Annotated in this window: 11 protein-coding genes and 2 pseudogenes; 7 read left to right on the plus strand and 6 right to left on the minus strand. The window is 41.7% G+C overall.

Annotated features, from left to right (window positions below):
• Positions 1-59: 59 nt before the first annotated feature.
• Positions 60-3,407 (plus strand): DEAD/DEAH box helicase, encoded by a 3,348-nt coding sequence (locus FTV14_RS04990; protein WP_180053480.1) that lies wholly within the window; start codon positions 60-62, stop codon positions 3,405-3,407.
• Positions 3,408-3,425: 18 nt separating this feature from the next.
• Here the strand turns inward: FTV14_RS04990 and FTV14_RS04995 are convergent, their stop codons facing one another.
• Complete coding sequence (locus FTV14_RS04995) at positions 3,426-4,715, minus strand: type II toxin-antitoxin system HipA family toxin (RefSeq protein ID WP_180025405.1); 1,290 nt, start codon at positions 4,713-4,715, stop codon at positions 3,426-3,428.
• Positions 4,712-5,029 (minus strand): helix-turn-helix domain-containing protein, encoded by a 318-nt coding sequence (locus FTV14_RS05000; RefSeq protein WP_180002657.1) that lies wholly within the window; start codon positions 5,027-5,029, stop codon positions 4,712-4,714. The genes FTV14_RS04995 and FTV14_RS05000 overlap by 4 nt, the downstream gene beginning before the upstream one ends.
• A gap of 621 nt (positions 5,030-5,650) precedes the next feature.
• On the opposite strand from FTV14_RS05000, the gene FTV14_RS16135 reads away from it, so the two are divergent.
• The 4 genes from FTV14_RS16135 (at position 5,651) to FTV14_RS05020 (ending at position 13,381) form a co-directional block, all read left to right on the plus strand.
• The gene (locus tag FTV14_RS16135; RefSeq protein WP_180053481.1) at positions 5,651-8,296 is read left to right on the plus strand and encodes a cadherin-like domain-containing protein; all 2,646 of its coding nucleotides are present in this window, start codon (positions 5,651-5,653) and stop codon (positions 8,294-8,296) included.
• 266 nt (positions 8,297-8,562) lie between these two features.
• On the plus strand, positions 8,563-10,077 hold the full coding sequence (locus FTV14_RS05010) for a TolC family protein (RefSeq protein WP_180053482.1): 1,515 nt from the start codon (positions 8,563-8,565) through the stop codon (positions 10,075-10,077).
• On the plus strand, positions 10,074-12,203 hold the full coding sequence (locus tag FTV14_RS05015; RefSeq protein ID WP_180053483.1) for a type I secretion system permease/ATPase: 2,130 nt from the start codon (positions 10,074-10,076) through the stop codon (positions 12,201-12,203). Before FTV14_RS05010 ends, FTV14_RS05015 begins: the two co-directional genes overlap by 4 nt.
• Positions 12,200-13,381, plus strand: coding sequence for an HlyD family type I secretion periplasmic adaptor subunit (locus FTV14_RS05020; RefSeq protein ID WP_180053484.1), 1,182 nt, complete (start codon positions 12,200-12,202; stop codon positions 13,379-13,381). Before FTV14_RS05015 ends, FTV14_RS05020 begins: the two co-directional genes overlap by 4 nt.
• 173 nt (positions 13,382-13,554) lie before the next feature.
• Here the strand turns inward: FTV14_RS05020 and FTV14_RS05025 are convergent, their stop codons facing one another.
• A complete protein-coding gene (locus FTV14_RS05025; RefSeq protein WP_180053485.1) occupies positions 13,555-13,956 on the minus strand; it encodes a MipA/OmpV family protein in 402 nt (133 codons plus the stop codon).
• Complete coding sequence (locus FTV14_RS05030) at positions 13,957-14,121, minus strand: hypothetical protein (RefSeq protein WP_180041764.1); 165 nt, start codon at positions 14,119-14,121, stop codon at positions 13,957-13,959.
• A 119-nt stretch (positions 14,122-14,240) separates the two neighbouring features.
• Here FTV14_RS05030 and FTV14_RS16180 point away from each other — a divergent pair, with 119 nt between their 5' ends.
• Positions 14,241-14,348: a prepilin-type N-terminal cleavage/methylation domain-containing protein gene (locus FTV14_RS16180; protein WP_180041762.1), complete on the plus strand. Its 108-nt coding sequence runs from the start codon at positions 14,241-14,243 to the stop codon at positions 14,346-14,348.
• A 407-nt stretch (positions 14,349-14,755) separates the two neighbouring features.
• Here FTV14_RS16180 and FTV14_RS05040 read toward each other — a convergent pair.
• A pseudogene (locus tag FTV14_RS05040) lies at positions 14,756-15,438 on the minus strand (IS982 family transposase); the annotation flags it as partial.
• Between the two features lie 90 nt (positions 15,439-15,528).
• Between FTV14_RS05040 and FTV14_RS05045 the strand changes: the two are divergent.
• Positions 15,529-15,685, plus strand: a pseudogene (locus FTV14_RS05045) (IS982 family transposase); the annotation flags it as partial.
• Between the two features lie 32 nt (positions 15,686-15,717).
• Here FTV14_RS05045 and FTV14_RS05050 read toward each other — a convergent pair.
• Entirely contained in the window at positions 15,718-18,759 is a 3,042-nt protein-coding gene (locus FTV14_RS05050; protein WP_373688477.1) for an Ig-like domain-containing protein, read from the minus strand.
• Between the last annotated feature and the right edge of the window lie 3 nt (positions 18,760-18,762).

The raw sequence follows: 18,762 nt of genomic DNA on the forward strand, positions 1-18,762 counted from the left end.
TTCTGAAATGACAGCTTTGTCCGTTATAATTGTATAAACATTTTTGGTTTCTGGTAATTATGTCCTCATTGATCAATTTTCTATCTCGCTTTAGTACTGCAACTCTTCAGCGCAGTCTGAGCTATGCTAAACACATTGATAGGGAAACGATTGAGTTCTTTGAGGAAAAAGACGGGGTTACGATGTATGCCCAAATTGAAGGAACAGATTATTACGATACCGCAATTACCTATAATCCCCAAAAAGACCGTTTAATCGATGACGACTGCACTTGTCCGGTTGGATATAACTGTAAACATGCTGCTGCTTTAGCGCGGTTATTCTTTCAGGAATATCGCCAGGAATTTCAGCAGCGTTATGCTGACTCTCAATCCCCGCAGGGAATCGCAAAACGCCAACGGGGGGATGATCAGGCGCAGCGCTGGTTGAATGATTTTAAACGGTATTTACAACAGACTGAACCAGAGCAATCTGTCAAAACAAACAATTATTTAATTTACCTGCTAGATCAGTCTGTCAGCTTAAAGAAATTGACAGTTGATGTTCAGAAGGCCAGACGCAATAAAAACGGCTCAATTGCGGGGGAAAGTTATTATACCCAATATGAAAATATCACCAGAAAGCATCTGACTTTACCTGAACAAAAACGACAATTATTTAACCAGATTTATTATTATGCCAAAATAAACAGTGACGAACGCTTTTATCAAAGCAATCTTGATATCTCCAGAATTTTATTGGAGCATTTCAAATTTTTTATTCAAAGTGGCGATGTTTATTGGAAAAAAAAGAGCCATGCTGCACTTCAATGGTCAGAACAAGGCTACAACATCGAATTTAGATGGGAACAAGGGGCTAAACAACAGACTGAGCATTTAAATATTGAATTGGTCAATGGTGATATTCGACTCGATTTAAAATCAAATCCTCATATTCAGATTCTCGCGAGCCAGCCACCGTGTTATGTGGATATTCAACACAACACGGTGGGCCAGTTATATGGTGAATATACGGCAAATCTTCTGTACCATTTTTTACAGATGCCTGATCTTCCATCTATGCTCTTGCCAGAGTTTGAGCAACTGACTCATCAATATTCAGACGTGAAAAATCTGCCTCGGCCCGAGTCTATTCAGCATATTGATGTCCTTGAGGGTAGTCCCCAGCCAATTTTACGCTTCGGTGTTTTAGATAAATTTGATTGGAAATGGGAAGAGTCTGTTTGTGCCGAAATTGAATTCTCCTATGCAGGCGGGCGAATAAAAGCAGGTACATCAGGTGACAGTTTTATTGGTGAGCAGCATGGCAAAATGGTGCGACAGCTTCGGGACTTAGTTCAGGAACAACAGTCAATCCAGCGTTTACAGCTATTGGTCGAATCACTGAAGTGGGTAAAAGATCTTAATTATTACCAGCAATTAAAACTGGATAAACAACGTCTTGATTCTATGGTTTTTGCGTTCTATGGAGACTGGATCAAACAGCTGATGCCCATCAATCAAATTGAATTGATTGGATGGCAGATAGAGCATCTGGAACACAGCCCATTTAAGCTGCAATATGTTGAAAATTTAAATATTTCCATCACTGAATCTGAAAGCCAACAAGACTGGTTCAATATCGGGGCGACCGTTCAGGACAGTGCAGGCAATAGCTATGATTTACTCGATGCACTTGTGGCTTTGGTGAAAGAACAGCCTGATTTACTTGATCCACGGATTTTTGGTCATCTGAATGCCAGTCACATTTTCACCCTGAAAACTGCAGCGGATCAACCAGATTTGGCTTTATCCGCAAAGGACATTAAGCCGGTATTGTTGCATCTGCAGAGCATTTTACAGCAAGAAGAGCGTAGCATAGATCGCTATGATGCGAGTCAATTATTAGAATTGCAGCATCATCTGGGGATGGTGTGGCAGGTCAGTAATCGCCTGCAGCAATTTGCGCAGAAATTCAAACAAGGCTATCAGCAACAACTGCCGACACCACAAGGTTTTCAGGGAGAGTTGCGTCCATACCAGCAGCAGGGCTTAGGCTGGTTACAGTTTTTAAGGGAAACCCAGCATGGCGGGATTCTGGCAGATGATATGGGCTTGGGGAAAACAGCACAAACTTTAGCCCATTTACTCATGGAAAAGCAGGCTGGTCATTTGCAGGACAGACCCGCCTTAATTGTTGCACCTACATCGCTGATGCATAACTGGTTCAAAGAAGCGGAGAAATTTACCCCTCAGCTGAAGGTACTGCTGCTACAGGGGCCCGATCGCCATCAGTATTTTGAGCAGATTCCGCACTATGATATTGTGTTAACCACATATCCGCTTCTGGCGAGAGATGAAGAGCAACTAAAGCAATATGAATATCATCAACTCATTTTGGATGAGGCGCAGAATATCAAAAATCCGCGTGCCAAAGCTGCACAGGTAGTACGGCAATTAACAGCGCGACATCGTCTATGTCTAACTGGTACACCTATGGAAAATCATTTGGGTGAGCTGTGGGCACTATTTTATTTCCTGATGCCAGGATTTTTATATTCACAAGAAATTTTTAATAAAAAGTACCGTCATCCGATTGAAAAACGCGGTGATCAGCAGTTAAGGCAAAAGTTGGTAAACCGCATTAAACCCTTTATTTTACGTCGTTTGAAAACTGACGTTGCCAAGGAATTGCCTGAAAAAACCACGATTGAAGTCAATATTGACATGAATGAGCAGCAATCCAAGCTATACGAGGCTGTTCGCGCCACGATGCAGGCAAATATTCAGAAAATTGTGGCAGAAAAAGGCTTTAAGCGTAGTCAAATCCAAATTTTAGATGCCTTGCTGAAGCTGCGTCAGGTCTGTTGTCATCCTAGCTTGCTGAAACTGGATTCAGTTAAAACCGGGCAGGCGTATTCTGCCAAACTTGAACAGTTGATGGATATGGTTGTTCCAATGGTGGAAGAGGGACGAAAAATTCTTATTTTCTCTCAGTTTACCTCAATGTTGGAACTGATTGAACAACAGCTCTATCACGCAGAAATTGGCTATGTGAAGCTGACTGGAAAGACCAAAAAGCGAGATGAAGTCATTACAGCATTTCAGTCTGGACAAGTGCCGGTATTTTTAATCAGTCTGAAAGCAGGAGGGGTTGGTCTGAATCTAACTGCCGCAGATACGGTCATTCACTATGATCCATGGTGGAACCCTGCTGCTGAAGATCAAGCTTCAGATCGTGCATGGCGGATTGGACAGGACAAGCCGGTATTTGTGTATAAGCTGATTACCAATAAAAGCATAGAAGAAAAAATTATTGCCTTGCAGCAGAATAAAGCAGAACTGGCACAGTCTATTCTAAGCACAGATCATGAGGGAGAAGCGAAACTGACGGAAAATGATGTGATGAAATTGTTTGAGAAATTTTAGCTTGGTTACAGGTTTCCTCTAATCATCTGTAAGTATCTGAAAGTCTGGATGCAATTTTTTCCAATGTTCTCTTAATTTTTCTTTATGAACAGAAATCATAGGTAAGTCTAGTAATAGCGCTGGCCATACTGACCGTGCTTTGTCCATAATGGCGTGAAGTTGTTTTTCAATAACACGCCATGGAACACCGACTTTTTCAGCCCATTGTTCAAAGTGTTTCATCTCAGCTAAATACCAATCTTTATTTTTGGCAAGATTTAAGGCGAAATGACGCTCATTTTCAATATATACACTTGTCATCAATATATCGTATGCAGGGGATAATCTTGGCGTTGTTTTATCGTGATAAATCATACTCCAGTTCTTTAAGTGTGCATCTCCATTGGCGAGTAAAATATTGACGAGTAAACGGCTGGCAAATTGCTGAATATCAAAAATTTTGTTATCTGAATAGTGATAAATGATCTTACCGATCTGCTCATAATTTGTGGTGCTGTATTTCTGCTGTGGATATGAACCAAAGATCTGAGCAAAATCTTCAATATGAATAAGCTCTGTAGTATTAGCAGTACTCTGCCTATCGAATCTCTTAATTGCAAAAGCATATTGCTCTTGGGGTAGATTTAATGGTGGAAGGTCTTGTAAGAGTGCCATATCTACCAAACGAATCTCTGGGATATCTATTCCGACCATTTTGGCAAGGATCATCATAGAGTATTCATTCAGCGGAACAAAGGCATGTCTGGAAGAAGGAGTTTTGATAATCCAGTCCCCGAGTAGAGTCGTTTCCGTTGCCTGTGCTAATGTAAAACGCCCATCTTTGGCTTTCATGGAAAACTTCATTTGGACGCCGGCCAAGGAAAACTTATTATTTGTCCGAATCTCTTGTTTTAATATCTGATCTGGATTCGAGATCTGAAGCTTAAATTTTATTCCATCTGGGATTTCTTCTGGATCTACTGGGGTTGCAATTAGTGCCCCAGGTAAATCATGACCTAAAGCTGCCAATAACTGAAATTCATTGTCTATATGTACTTTGAGGCTTTGTGCAATCAGTTCGCGTAATGCACCTTCTGGTAGCAAGTTTGATAGCAAGGGATGTAAACGCTGATGTGTAACATAGGTCTTTTCTAAAATCTTATCCACTTGAGGATACAAGGGGGAAGTCAGCAGGCTCAAGGTCGGGCGTTGCTGATCAGAGCGGAAAGAATCTGTAAAAACCAGAATATTTTTTCCGCTCTGAAATCCTGCCAAGTATCCAACGATACCGTGATGTAATGTTAATTTCAGGACGGCAACAGTATTCATGGTTCCTCTCCTCCGAGAAGACCCTTCCATGGGTTAGTCATTAAGTCATCCTGATCTTCAATAGTGACTTTAATTTCATCATTCAATAATTGTCTAATCAAATGAACCTTATCATCAGGGATGAGCATCAGTTGAGCATTTAATCCTGCCGCTATAATTTCTAAGGTCTCTAATCGAGGGTTGCCCTGACTTTCCAGTTTTTGGTACTGCTGTCTTGAAATGCCTGTACGGGATTGCATATCAACTTGCTTTAAGCCCAATTGGGTTCGTCTTTTTTTGATTTGCTGTAGTAAAGACTTATTTAATGTAGACATATTTATTGCTTTTTGGTGGTATAAGAAGCATATTAGTTGCTTTTTTATTAAGAAGCAATGACAGAAATTATTAACAGGCTCCGCGGCATCAATATTTAGGATCTAGGCAAGCTGATCTTGTTTAACATAAGCCACTTAGTAGTAGCTAATACTATCTTTTGTTTTGGAGTTTTTTTTATCTTGTATGATTGATACTCTGGAGCATCATCTACACGGTTTTTTGTTCACAGTTTTGAAAGAGCACTTTTGTAAACTTACTTTTTTAAGTATAAAAATTTCTTATGAAGTAAAATATTGAATAAAACAACAATAAAAAAGCCCCAGTCATTCAACTGAGGCTTTTAGAATCTGGAGCGGGAAACGAGACTCGAACTCGCGACCCCAACCTTGGCAAGGTCACCGAGATTTATCCCATTAAATGACATTATTTGTAAGTATATGATTTAATTAGTAAGATATGGTTTTTGGTGGGCTAAAATTTAGATCAATTTAGATCATTTAATGTTGTTTTGGTCACTTTATTTTAGACGTTTTAGTTTATAAAAGTCACCTATATTTTGATACTAAATTTCATGAGAAACAATAACAATATATAATTTAATATAATGATTCTTAATTCTCATGAGGATGCAAGAGGATGGTGAAATCACCTTTACCGAAGCCGAGCTTTTGGCTGGCGTAAATGCGGCTGACGTGGACGGCGATACCTTATCGGTGACTAATGTTCAGGTGGATCCTGCGTTGGGTACTATTACCGATAATGGCAATGGCACTTGGACCTTTAAACCAAAGGAAAACTTTGCCAACGCCTCGGCAGAGGAATCGGTTGAAATCACCTTTGACGTGACCGATGGCGAGTGGAATATTCCAGCCTCGGCAGAGGTTCATGTTGAAGCAGTCGCTGATGGCGTGAATATTGACTTGAAAGCCAATATCTTTAATGACGGTGGCACAGGTGGTGAAGGCGGCACAGGTGGTACGTCAGCGCCAGTTGATCTACCTGCTGCGCCGCCATCAACGGGTTTAATCTTCAAGACGTATAACGGTATATCCATTACTCAAAGCCAAAAGGCGACTTTTGATTCAAGCCGTCTTGAGCAAATATTGGAAGGTAACACTGCTAACTCAACGGGACGCGCCAACGTATTCACTGGTAACTTTACAGGAAGTGAGGTGGCCCGTGGAAAATTCGATGCAGTGTCTTATACCGGTTTGATCTACCTAGAAGCAGGACGTGAATACAGTTTTGAGGGCTATGCAGACGATTCAATGTTTATTGAAATTGGTGGCACAGTTCTTTCTGAAACAACGGGGAATGCTTACGGGGATTATGGTCCAACATTTGTAGGAGGTGTTGGTGATGGCTCAATTTATGTGAACAGTTTCATACCACCTGCTACGGGTTACTACACTATAGAAGCCTATTTCGCTAACTTAAATCGCACAGGTAAGTTTGATATCAGTGTGCTTGAGAAAGATGTCGGCGCAGATTGGACCACCGCCACTTCTAAAGAGCTAACTTCCGATAACTATCATCTTTATGGCAGTGCCGAAGAGCTGATTACACTTGGCGCTGAAGTTGGTACTTTTGTTGAAAGTGGCAGCGGCGATCACCAAGGGAAGTTTGGCGGTTACTTTGCTGCTGGTGTGGTTGATGAAGGGATTATCGGTAACCCGATTAAGCTTTCAGGTATTGATGTTACGCTGATTGATAATGATGGTTCAGAAACACTGACTGTGTTGAAGATCACCAACATTCCAGAGGGTAGCACCATTACCGATGGCGCCAATACCTTTGTTGCTGATGCAGACGGTGCTGAGTTAAATCTGATGGATAATATTATTTGGGATTTAGACCAATTAGTATTTATCTCTAATCCAAATCTAACGGCAGAAGATTTGCCCGGTGGTCAACTCAGCATTGACTTGAAAATTGAAGCCACCACCAAGGAAGCAAGTAACGGCGATGAGAAAACCGTGGTGAAAGATTTGCTTGTGACGGTGTTAGACTTTGACGCCAGTACCGCAGATTTAGACCCAGCGATTAAAAACACCGATAACCTGTTTACCCATGGCACTGATAGTAACGATACGCTCACTGCTCCAACAGTCGCTGAGGATGTAAGAAAAGTCACTGTGGGTGTCAATGGTGAAACGGGATCAAAACATCCAGATAATCCATGGACGATACAGTTTGAGGGAAGCAAACCCGGCTTGAGCATTACCCAGGTAGTGATTGATTTGAATACTTCTGTTAATTCAGATGTACATTTTAATGCATCAGGTGGTAGCGGAGATTTCAAAACAAAAAATCAAGACTACTTTGAAAAGAAACCGCTTATAGGGGGTAGTGACTCACCAAGTCACGCAAGCCTCACCGGTGGTATGGTGAACAGTTACAGCATTGGTGGGCATAGTGGTATCACGGGTAACCGTAAACCACAAACCTTAACTATCAACTTTAATTCGGGGCAATTTACTTCGGGTAAAGAGTTTAGTTTTGTCGCTGATACGGATACGACACGCTCTCCTAACAATAGCTATGCCGATCAGATGGCTGGCTCTACCATCACGGTTTATTTCAGCGATGGTAGCAGTCAAACCATGACCTACGAGCAATTAAGTGGCAGTGGTGCTTCAAGCAAAGCAGGTGCCGAGCATGAAGCTAACTGGGCAGCAGGTGCTTACCTCAACGGCGGCGATGGTGACGATACCATTTACGGCTCAGGTGGTGACGACTATCTGGTCGGCGGCGCAGGCGATGACTACATCGAAGGTGGCGACGGCAAGGACTATCTGCTTGGTGGTGCTGGTGATGACCAATTGCACGGCGGACAGGGTGATGACACGCTACTTGGTGGCTTAGGTAATGACTTGCTAGTAGGCGGTGAGGGCAATGATATCTTGATTGGTGGGCTAGGTAGTGATACAGCACTTTATGATGTTTTAGTTGCTGCCGACGCGACTGCGGGTAATGGGACTGATACATGGAAAGACTTCACTCTTGGCTCTACGATTAGTAATCCAGAGGCAGACAAGCTTGAGTTTAGCCAAGGATTCTTCCAAGGATTACTGGATGTCAATCAAGACGATATCGGGCAGTACATTAAAGTCGAAGATGTAAATGGCACAGCGACAGTGAAAGTGGATCGTGATGGTGCTGCAGGTACGCATGATTGGGCAAACCTATTGGTACTTGAAGGGCATAAAGCTGCCGATGTAAATTTACAAACTTTATTAGATAATCAACAGATTATTATTGGTTAATATCCATAGGGTTGGATTGAGCTACGGCTTGATTTAGTCCTAAGCTAAAGAAAAGCAGTGTGCGGTGCATGCTGCTTTTCTTTGTTTTTAAATGCAGCTTGAAATGTGGCATTAGCGAATCAATTGTATCGTTGATTTTTATTGTAAATTTATCATGATCGATGTGGCACACATGGCTTTAAAATAGACAGGAATGCTGCTATAAACAACAGCAGTACAATACCTTTTTTGATTTGTAAACATAATAGAAATTCGACACTTAGACCATGAAATTAACCCAATCCAAGATATGGTTATGCTTGTTTTTACCCATATCTAGCACGTTTAGCACTGCTTATGCAGCGCCTTCCTCATCTTATTTTGATGCCAGTAAAAATAGAATTCAGCAGCTATTCGCACCGCAATCTGCAACTGCAAACCAAGTCAACTTGCAGCAGTTTAAGCAATTTCCATTAGATATTCAGTCGCTACAAGAACGGTTGCCTGTAGTGACTAGCACGGCTCAAAATACTGGACATTCCACAACAAATGCCGCAACGGTCGGATATGTAGCCGAACTAGGCTTACAAGATGCCATTCAACAAGCGCTACAACGCCGCCCTGAAATTACCCGCAGTATTGCCACTTTGGCAGGGCAAGCCGCAAATATCGATGCAGCTAAGGCGCAGTATTATCCACAAATTTCAGGTGGTATCAGCACCGCTGACTTAACCACAGGTGAACGGGGCAGACAACTTTACAGCTTATCGGCAACCCAAGTCCTGTATGACTTTGGCAAAATTAAAAGTGCGGTCAATATTGAACAAGCCAAATTATTAGAAGAACAGGCCAATGTGCTCGTGAGTATTGATGATATTGCCTATCAAACCGCCAATGCTATCGTCAATATCAACCGTTATCGGGAAATTGTTAAAATTGCCCAGCAGCAAATTCAAGGGGTTGCTCGGATTGCCGAAATTGCCAATTTACGGGCCCAAGCAGGCATTAGCAGTCAGGCCGACCCTATTCAGGCGCAGTCCAATTTAGAAGCCGCGCAGTCCAATTTACTGATTCAAGAAAGTCAACTCAAGCAATATCAACAAACGCTAAGAACCCTTTTGGGCTATGACGTGTCCAATATACAACTGAGCTTGCCTGATACTGTGATTCGTCATGCAGAGTTATATGAAGAACCCAGCTTTAGCCAAATTCCGAAAATGATGGCGGCACAGGCTGCGGTACAAGTGGCACAATACCAAAGCCAAGAAACCAAACGCAGTGTTTACCCTAGTATTTATGTCAAAGGCAGTTTAAATCAGGCACTCAACGGGAAAAATCCCAATAATAATGAAGATGATGGCATGTATAGTTCAGTCATGCTAGAAGCCAACAGCAATTTTTTCCAAGGCGGTGCTTTACGTGCCAAACAACGCTCAGCGGCGTATGCCGAGCAGGCAGCCAAAGCCGAGGTGCAAAGCGTGTACTTAGATGTTTTAGATCAAATTCGCTTGATTCGAGAGCAAATTGATAATAAACAAAAGCAAATGGAGGTTTTAGCATTGCGAAAAAACACCACTGCCCGTACCAAAGAACTGTATCAAGAACAATATAAACTGGGCACCCGTACCGTGGTGGACTTGTTAAATTCCGAGCAGGCAATTCACAGTGCAGCGCAAGAAATTGAAACCGCCCGTTACGATATTTATGCAGGCTTAATTCAATATATTCATGTCACAGGGCGCTCCCGTGATCTTTACCAACTCAATAACACTAAAATTCAAGGGGTGGAGATTCAGCCATGAGTACCGCTATACACTACCAGCCTTGGCTACAAGCCGTTTTAACAATTGCCAAACATTATCGCATTGAAGCTTCGGAAGAGCGTTTACGTTTACAACTGGACTGGAACCCGAACCCATCTAGCGATGAGTTGGTGACTCTGATGGGGCGGCAAATTGGCCTACAGGTCAGAGCCAGTGCCTTTAGTCCCGAAATCTTAAACCCTTGGCGTTTACCTGTGCTCATTGCCATGCACGATGGGCAGGTCGGGGTGTTAGATAAACTCGATGCCGCAGGCAATGCCAGCGTACAATTTAGCGGTGACCAAGGCTTGGCACAAGTGCTCACGCTGCAACAACTGCAACACAGCATACAACAGGTCTATATTTTACGCCCTGAAAAATCGATCCCCGATGTGCGGATTGATGAATATGTCAAACCCTACGAGTCGAGCTGGTTTTGGTCAATTGTCCTGCGGGATTGGAAACGCTATATCGATGTCATGTTTGCCTCTTTAATGGCCAATATTTTGGCTTTGGCGACGGTTTTATTTTCCATGAACGTCTATGATCGGGTGATTCCAGCCCAATCGATTCCGACCTTGTGGGTGTTGGCAGGTGGGGTATTGTTGGCGGCGATCTTTGAATTTAGCATCCGTGTCGCCCGTATTTATTTGTCGGATATTATTGGCAAACGGGCCGATTTGAAAATTTCAGATCGGGTCTTTGGTCATGCGCTACGCATTAAAAATAAAGAACGTCCCAAGTCCACAGGCACCTTTATTTCCCAAATTCGAGAACTGGAAGGCGTACGGGAATTGGTGACTTCGACCACCATTTCAGCGGTGGCCGATTTACCGTTTTTCTTATTGTTCTTGGGCATTTTTTGGTTAATTGGCGGCGATTTATTTTGGGTGATGTTGGCTGTGGTGCCGTTGATGATTTTACCAGGGATTTTGATTCAAAAACCGTTGGCCAAATTGGCTGCTGAAGGTATGCGCGAAGGGGCAATTCGTAATGCCACCTTGGTCGAAGCGGTACAGGGCATTGAAGATATTAAATTATTACGTGCCGAAGCACGCTTTCAAAACCAATGGAACCATATGAATGAAGTCTCGGCAGAGATTTCGATGCGTCAGCGCAAATTGGTGGGCGTGGTTGGCGCATGGACGCAAAAAGTCCAAGGCCTAACCTTTGCCATTGTGGTTTTGGTGGGCTGTTTTGCAGTCATGAAAGGCGATATGACCACGGGAGCCTTGGTGGCCTGTTCGATTTTATCCTCTCGGATGCTGGGGCCGATTGCCCAAATTTCGGGGGTGCTGGGACGTTTGCAACAAGCCAAAGTGGCCAAAACCAGTTTGGATGAATTGATGAAAAAACCTGTCGATCAGGCGGAACATGCCCATCTGATTCATCGTACAGCTTTGCACGGTCAGTATGAGCTCAGCCAAACCCTATTTAAATATGCCGAAGATGATGCGCAAGCGACTTTGGCAATTCAAAAACTCGAGATTCGTGCAGGGGAAAAAATTGCAATCTTAGGTCGCAATGGCGCAGGGAAATCGACCCTGTTACAACTGTTGGCAGGCATGCAAGAACCTGTACAAGGCAAAATTAAACTGGATGGGGTGGATTTGGGTTTAATTGACCCTGCCGATGTGCGTCGTGATATGGGCTTGCTCAATCAAAATGCCCATTTATTTTTTGGAACGGTGCGGGAAAACCTTAAATTGGGCGCACCTTTGGCCACAGATCAAGACATTTTAACGGTCTTGAAAATGACAGGGGCTTTGGATTTTGTGTTGGCGAAAAAAGAAGGTTTAGATCATCAGGTCTTGGAAGGTGGAGCAGGTTTTTCGGGCGGACAACGTCAGGCTTTACTCTTGTCACGGCTGTTATTACGTCAGCCGAATATTGTGCTCCTCGATGAACCGACCGCAGCCTTGGATGATGTCACTGAAAAACAATTGATTGATCATTTACACACGTGGCTGGGGCAAAAAACCTTGGTGATTGCCACCCACCGTCGTGCAGTGCTGGAATTGGTGGATCGTATTATTGTGTTACAAGACGGAAAAATTGTGATGGATGGCAGTAAACAACAGATCTTGCAGCAGTCAGTTTCCAATCAGGCGGAGGCAACAGCATGAGCCAGCAATCCTCGCAACCGAACAAAGTGACACACATTGAACCACCTTTGCCAAGTGCCAGCTTATTTATTTGGATTATTGGTATAGGTTTGTTGGTGTTGTTGGCATGGGCGTGGTTATTCCAGCTCGAAGAAGTGTCCACAGGCACGGGAAAAGTGGTGCCTTCCTCTAAAGAACAAACCATTCAATCACTTGAAGGTGGGATTTTAACCAAGCTCAATGTACAAGAAGGACAAATCGTGCAACAGGGGCAGGTGTTGGCACAGCTTGATCCGACCCGTTTGGCTTCCAATGTGGGTGAGTCGGCATCGTTATTATTGGCCTCGCAAGCCACGGCTGCACGGTTGCGTGCCGAAGTGAATGGTACAACACTGCATTTCCCTGCCGAAGTCTTAAAAGACCCCGCCTTGGTGCGTGAAGAAACTGCATTGTATCAATCTCGTCGTTTTAATTTAGAGGAGTCTTTGGCGGGTTTGCAGCAGGCTTTGCTATTGGTACAGCAAGAGCTGAGCATGACCGAACCTTTGGTGGCTAAAGGCGCGGCGAGTGAAGTGGAGGTGTTACGCTTAAAACGTCAAGCCAACGAACTGCGGAATCAAATGAATGATGTCCGTAACCAATATTTGGTCAAAGCCCGTGAAGAATTGGCCAAAGCCAATACTGATATTGAAACGCAAGGACAAATTGTAAAGGGTAAGTCGGACAGCCTGAGCCGTACCGTCTTTAAGTCACCTGTACGCGGGATTGTCAAAGAAATTAATGTCATGACTTTAGGTGGGGTGGTGGCACAAAATGGCAAGCTGATGACCTTGGTACCGCTGGATGAAAAACTGCTGATTGAAGCGCGGATTTCACCACGAGATATTGCCTTTATTCACCCAGGTCAGGAAGCTTTGGTTAAAGTCACCGCCTATGACTATTCCATTTATGGCGGACTCAAAGGCAAAGTCGCGGTGATTTCACCCGACACCATTCGGGATGAGGTTAAGCAAGATCAGTTTTATTATCGGGTCTATATTCAAACCAATAGCGATAAACTGAAGAATAAAGCAGGGCAGCAGTTTAGTATCACCCCAGGTATGGTGGCCACAGTGGATATTAAAACGGGTCAGAAAAGCGTGTTAGATTATCTGATTAAACCGTTTAATAAAGCGCAAGAGGCGTTAAGAGAGCGATAATATAGCGTTAAGATTTTGGTTTAAATCAGGTTTTTAGTAATATTTATTTAAACTTTGCGGGTTGCTTGGTTTTTTACCCGAGTGTTCGGAATTGCATTAAAGTGCAAGCACAGTCTGTAATAGAAATAAACAATGAGCGCCACAGGCGCTCATTTTTATGGCTGTTTCTGCCTTTAAAGGCTGCGGGAGAGACCGAAGAACAATGAGGTCTGATGCGCTTGATCAATTAAAGGGCTGTTTGAAACTTTGGATGGCAAAATCTTATGGGTCACCACCGCACTGCTACGCCAGTTGGCATTGATGTTATAACTCGCGCCAAGCGAAACGTGAGGAATCACCACGCTCTCTGGACGATATTGAGTGACACCTTTGGCCACTTCAGTATCTAAGGTACCATAATAATAATTCGCTCGATCATCCGATAACCACGTTGCGCCAATATTCGGAATGATGCTGAGTTGCGGGGTTAAGCGCCAAAAATATTGATAATTCAGTTTTGCGGCCGCCGTATCACTGGCATTACCGATATCGGTGAGCACTTGAGTCGAGAGGACACCGTATTGACCTTTCCACATTCATTCTAAGCCAGCATCTGCACTCATCTGCCGATCTTCAAGTTGTTCTCTGCTTAAATTGTGCTTGGCTAGTTTGGCACGATTCAAATCATTTACCTCTAAAACATCCAGATTGGCGCTTAAAATTGCACTGATGTTAAATGCCTGATCTTGATATAAATGCATACCACCATAACGGCGACTGGACTTGAGTCAAGAGTATCTGGCTGTACCTTGACGCAGAATCAACAAGGAAACCGAGGGATCACGGGGGTGTAATTCGATCACAGATTGGATGAAATCATATGAAGAATAGATTTTCTCAGACTGGACTGACCTTGATTGAGCTGATAATTACGATTGCCATTCTAAGTTTGCTGTTGATGATGGGGAGCAGTCTGAGACAGCGTTGATTATAGTGCAAAAGAGAGCTCGAAGAAGAGTTTAACGGATTGGTCTGAATGAGACTACTTGCACCACTTGGGTTTCGATCGGTGCAAGCGATAGGTGATCTAAACGAGTCGCAAACACAACAGCATATTTCCAAGTGCTCATGTATAAATACAAAACCACAGAAAAATATACTTGAGTATTTGTCTTGGTTTATATTTCAAGTGGTTTTGTTGCATAAATATATAAGCCATTGATTTTATTAAATTAAAATCCTGACTGAAAAACAATCAAATCCTATAAAATCATATAGTTAGGAAATCTTTGTGCAACAAAGCCGTGTTATCAGATCAAATCATAGGCTTTTTTATGCTCAAGCTGATGGATAAGTCTCAAGATGAGCGATCTCACTTCCTTAAGCAGGATTCGGGTTAAATAATGTTTCTATCTTATTGCGTTGCCTTAGGTGATATTCATCTGATGAGCTGAGTTGAATAGATTCTATGTTCTTCCGATGATAAGCAATTAAATCAATCCCTTGAACTTGCAGTCTACTCTTTAATTCTTGGCTGATGTAACCTCGATCCCCGTAAAGTTTTGCTTTTGTACCAGCAACCAATTGCTCAACCATTTTTACGTCAGCAACATGTCCATTCGATAAAGCGGAACAGACAATTACACCAAATTGATTCATCGCAATATGTAATTTACATCCATAAAACCAGCCCATTGAGCTTTTACCACGTGATGCAATTTGGATTAATGATTTATAGCGCTGAATTCGTTGATTTTTACACACTGGCAGAGTTGTTGAATCAATCCATAAATATTGTGCATCTTGGTCTTTCATCAGCGCCACATGTAAAGCGTGTAGGGCCAATTGGTGCATATTAATCAGGTGAATCATGCGTTGATAACAAGGTAAGTTTTTAAATAAATGACTTTTATCCTGTTTCAGCTATGAAAAAAATGCTTTGAAATTATTGAAGTGAGAACACTTATACCAAATGGCGATAAAGATGATTTCAAAGATACGAGGAATTTCCAGTAGGTTGCTTCAAATTTAAGAAAGAAATCATCAATTACACAGAATAATTCAGTACTATTGAACATCGGGACTAGAGTTGTGGGTTTTGTGTGGTAACTCAACTGATGGCTGTAGTCCTTCTGTTTTTCAAGTCCATTTCTTATCCGCGATTCGGGTTATTTAGCTTATTGAAAGGTCAATACAATTTAGTAACGAGTAGAGCACGTAGTATTCATGGATTCCTTAGCGGAATATATGCTTCGTTATGTGCATATCAATTAACCCATCGGAAGGAATAAGCCAATAATTCAAATTATGGAATCATCGGCTTAAGCAGGATTCGGGTTACTTAAAACTGACCAATATTAGATGCTCATTGTATTTGGCATCAACAGATCATCATACACATCTACTCGATAATTGCTAACTAAGGTAGCAGTATCAATACCCGATGCAGATGCAGTAGTTGCGGTTACATCACCAACGAATTGAGTTAAGTCAATTTCGTTATCAGTTGATTCAATTAACAATGATGTCACTAGGTTCTCATTCAACAACATCCCTTCAGCAGAATGATCGAATAATTCAGCATCCTCTACACTCAATACATCAATTAAAGATTCTTCACCTATTGAGAACAGTGCAGGTTGAGGCGCATTGACTTTATCTAAGATGGTTTCACGATCCCAGATGGTACCATCATTGAATTCAATTGAAGTAATGCCATACCCCTCATAAATACTTAAGTCCGAAAACTGATACGAGACACGTATTGGGGAACTATAGCCTTCAATATAAATTTCTAAATCACTTCTATTTTGCTTTAGAGTAATCTCATTCTGATAATACCCTGTCAGTTTCAAAATATTATTATCGATATCTGATCGGTAATCATGAATACCTATAAGCTGATATATATCATCATATATATCCTTTCTATCGAATACGTATGTATCACTACCCACTCCACCTTCTAAGCGAGCATTCTTTCCACCTTGTGAGTTCAGAATATCATCCCCATCACCTCCCTCTAAGATATTTCCAAAACCACCACCCAGCAGAATATCGTTACCATTACCACCATATAAATAGCTATTAGGTGCCTTTGATTGAATATAATCATCCCCATCATTACCATAAATGGTAGCACTTTCTTCAATAACCAAATGGTCTTCGCCTGATGTCCCTTCAATACGATTTGTGAGTTTCTTAATTATTGTTTCTCTGTCCCAAATTGTGCCATTATCAAATTGAATTGCACTAATTCCATAATGTTCATAAATTTCTAAATCTGATAAATGATAATCCACATGTATAGGCTTTTCATAATCAATTAAATAGATTTCCAAAGTACTCCCCAGTTGCTTCAGCACAACCTCATTTTCACTATATCCTTTCAATATCAAAATATTATCTTCAATATTTGATCTGTAGTCATGAATAGTAAGCAATTGGTTTGCATCTTGATAGATATCTGCTCTATCAAAAATATATGTATCGCTTCCTTCACCACCTCTTAATGACGATGTCGTTCCACCTTGAGCATTCAAGATATCATCACCTTCTTCACCAAAGAGGAAGCTCTGACCACCACCACCTAATAAGGTATCATCGTCAGCGCCACCATATAAATAATCTGTAACTTCTGTTCCTTTTAAAATATTGTGTTCAGAATTATTTGTTGGTTTATACGTCCCAGAAACTTCACCAATATTATAGATTTTTTCAGCTATATTGCCTGCAACATCAGTTGCAATGACTTTATATTTCGCTGATTCCCAACCTACCATATTATTCAGTTTCACAGCCTGCCATTCATCATTTACCCATTTGTATACCTCATATGCATCTGTTGGCGCATTGAAAATGACTTGATCATTCTGCGCATCATAACTAAATACAGATTGCAACTCAGGTGCAGTCAAATCAACTGTAATGGTTTTAATATCAGTGTAGCTTTCATTACCTACAAAATCGGTTACTTTCGCTCTAAAATTATATTTACCCTCATCAAAGAAATTAAATCCATCAGACCAATAATCAAACTGATGCTCTAACTTAAACCAAGTAACACCACCATCAGTTGAATATTGATACTCGACAGTGCTATTTAATTCATTACCTCGAATCGACAAATCAAACGATGCATCATTAGTAATGCCATCAATTGCCGAGATGCCAGAATCTTCAAAATCAGTAAAGATCAATTCACCAGCAACAGGTGGTGTAATATCCGTGGTGATATAAACCTGATAATCACTTTGGGTCTGACCATCCATACTGATAATTTCAATATTGAGTTGATCATTCAAACCTTTTGCATTTAAACCTGATTCAGACCAACTTGACTGATATGTGTAAGAACCATCAGCTTTTAATATGAGATAACCATGCTCTGTTTGATAGGTAATTGATTCAACATTGCCCTTACCATTTTCAATTTGGATTTCTTGATCACCTACTTTTAGAATATAGCTCTGTGGGGCTGAAACTTTGCCATTTACATCAGCAAAAATATGACCGACTACCGTTTCATAGCCATCAAACACCAACTCATTTACGAGTTTTTCTTGTTTTACAACTAACTCAAAATCTGTATTCCAAGAATATGCATTGAGCTGTAAAGTGTAATGACCAGGTGCCAACCCTTCAGCAAGAATAATATCTTGATAACTTAAACCTATGCTTGAAATTGATTTAGAACCAGAAGAACTAATTCCATCTCCATAGATACTATAGTTATAAGAACCATTTATACTGCCCGATGCCGTAGTTAAGCTGAGAATAATTGACGCATTTTCACCTGTCACTTCAAAATCAACATAAACATACATCGAGCTTTGATCTTGCTGACTATAGACAATGTCATCTTTCAATACCGTCTGTGTTTCAAATATTTCAGCTAATTCAAAGTGTGCAGCTGCATTTTCTAAATGATCAACGGGTGCATACAATTTATTCGTGAGTGCATTACCTGCTTGGTCTTTGGCCACAACCTCAAGCTTTTCACCATTGCTATAGGCTTTATCTAAAGTAATGCTGTATTTGCCTTCAGCATCTGCAACCGCAGTGCCAATCACTTTACCTTTATAACTCACCATCACTGTCGCATTTGCTTCAGTCATACCTGTTACGGTTTTATTGTCTACAGCAAGCTCTTGGGTCAAGGTTGCTGGGGCTGTCGTATCCGGTGCAATGATCGTGTTTGGTTTGGTGCTGTTATTGGCTTTATCTGTTGCCGTGACTTGCAGACTTTCACCATTGATGAAGGCTGGGTTCAAGGTCAATGTATATTGACCATCTGTACCCACAACCGTTTTACCAACAACTTTTCCATTATACGTTGCTGTAACTGTTGCACCTGCTTCGGTTTGACCTGTCACTGTTTTACCATCGGCACTGATCACTTG

This window comes from Acinetobacter sp. YH12236 (genome assembly GCF_013417645.1).
GTDB lineage: Bacteria > Pseudomonadota > Gammaproteobacteria > Pseudomonadales > Moraxellaceae > Acinetobacter.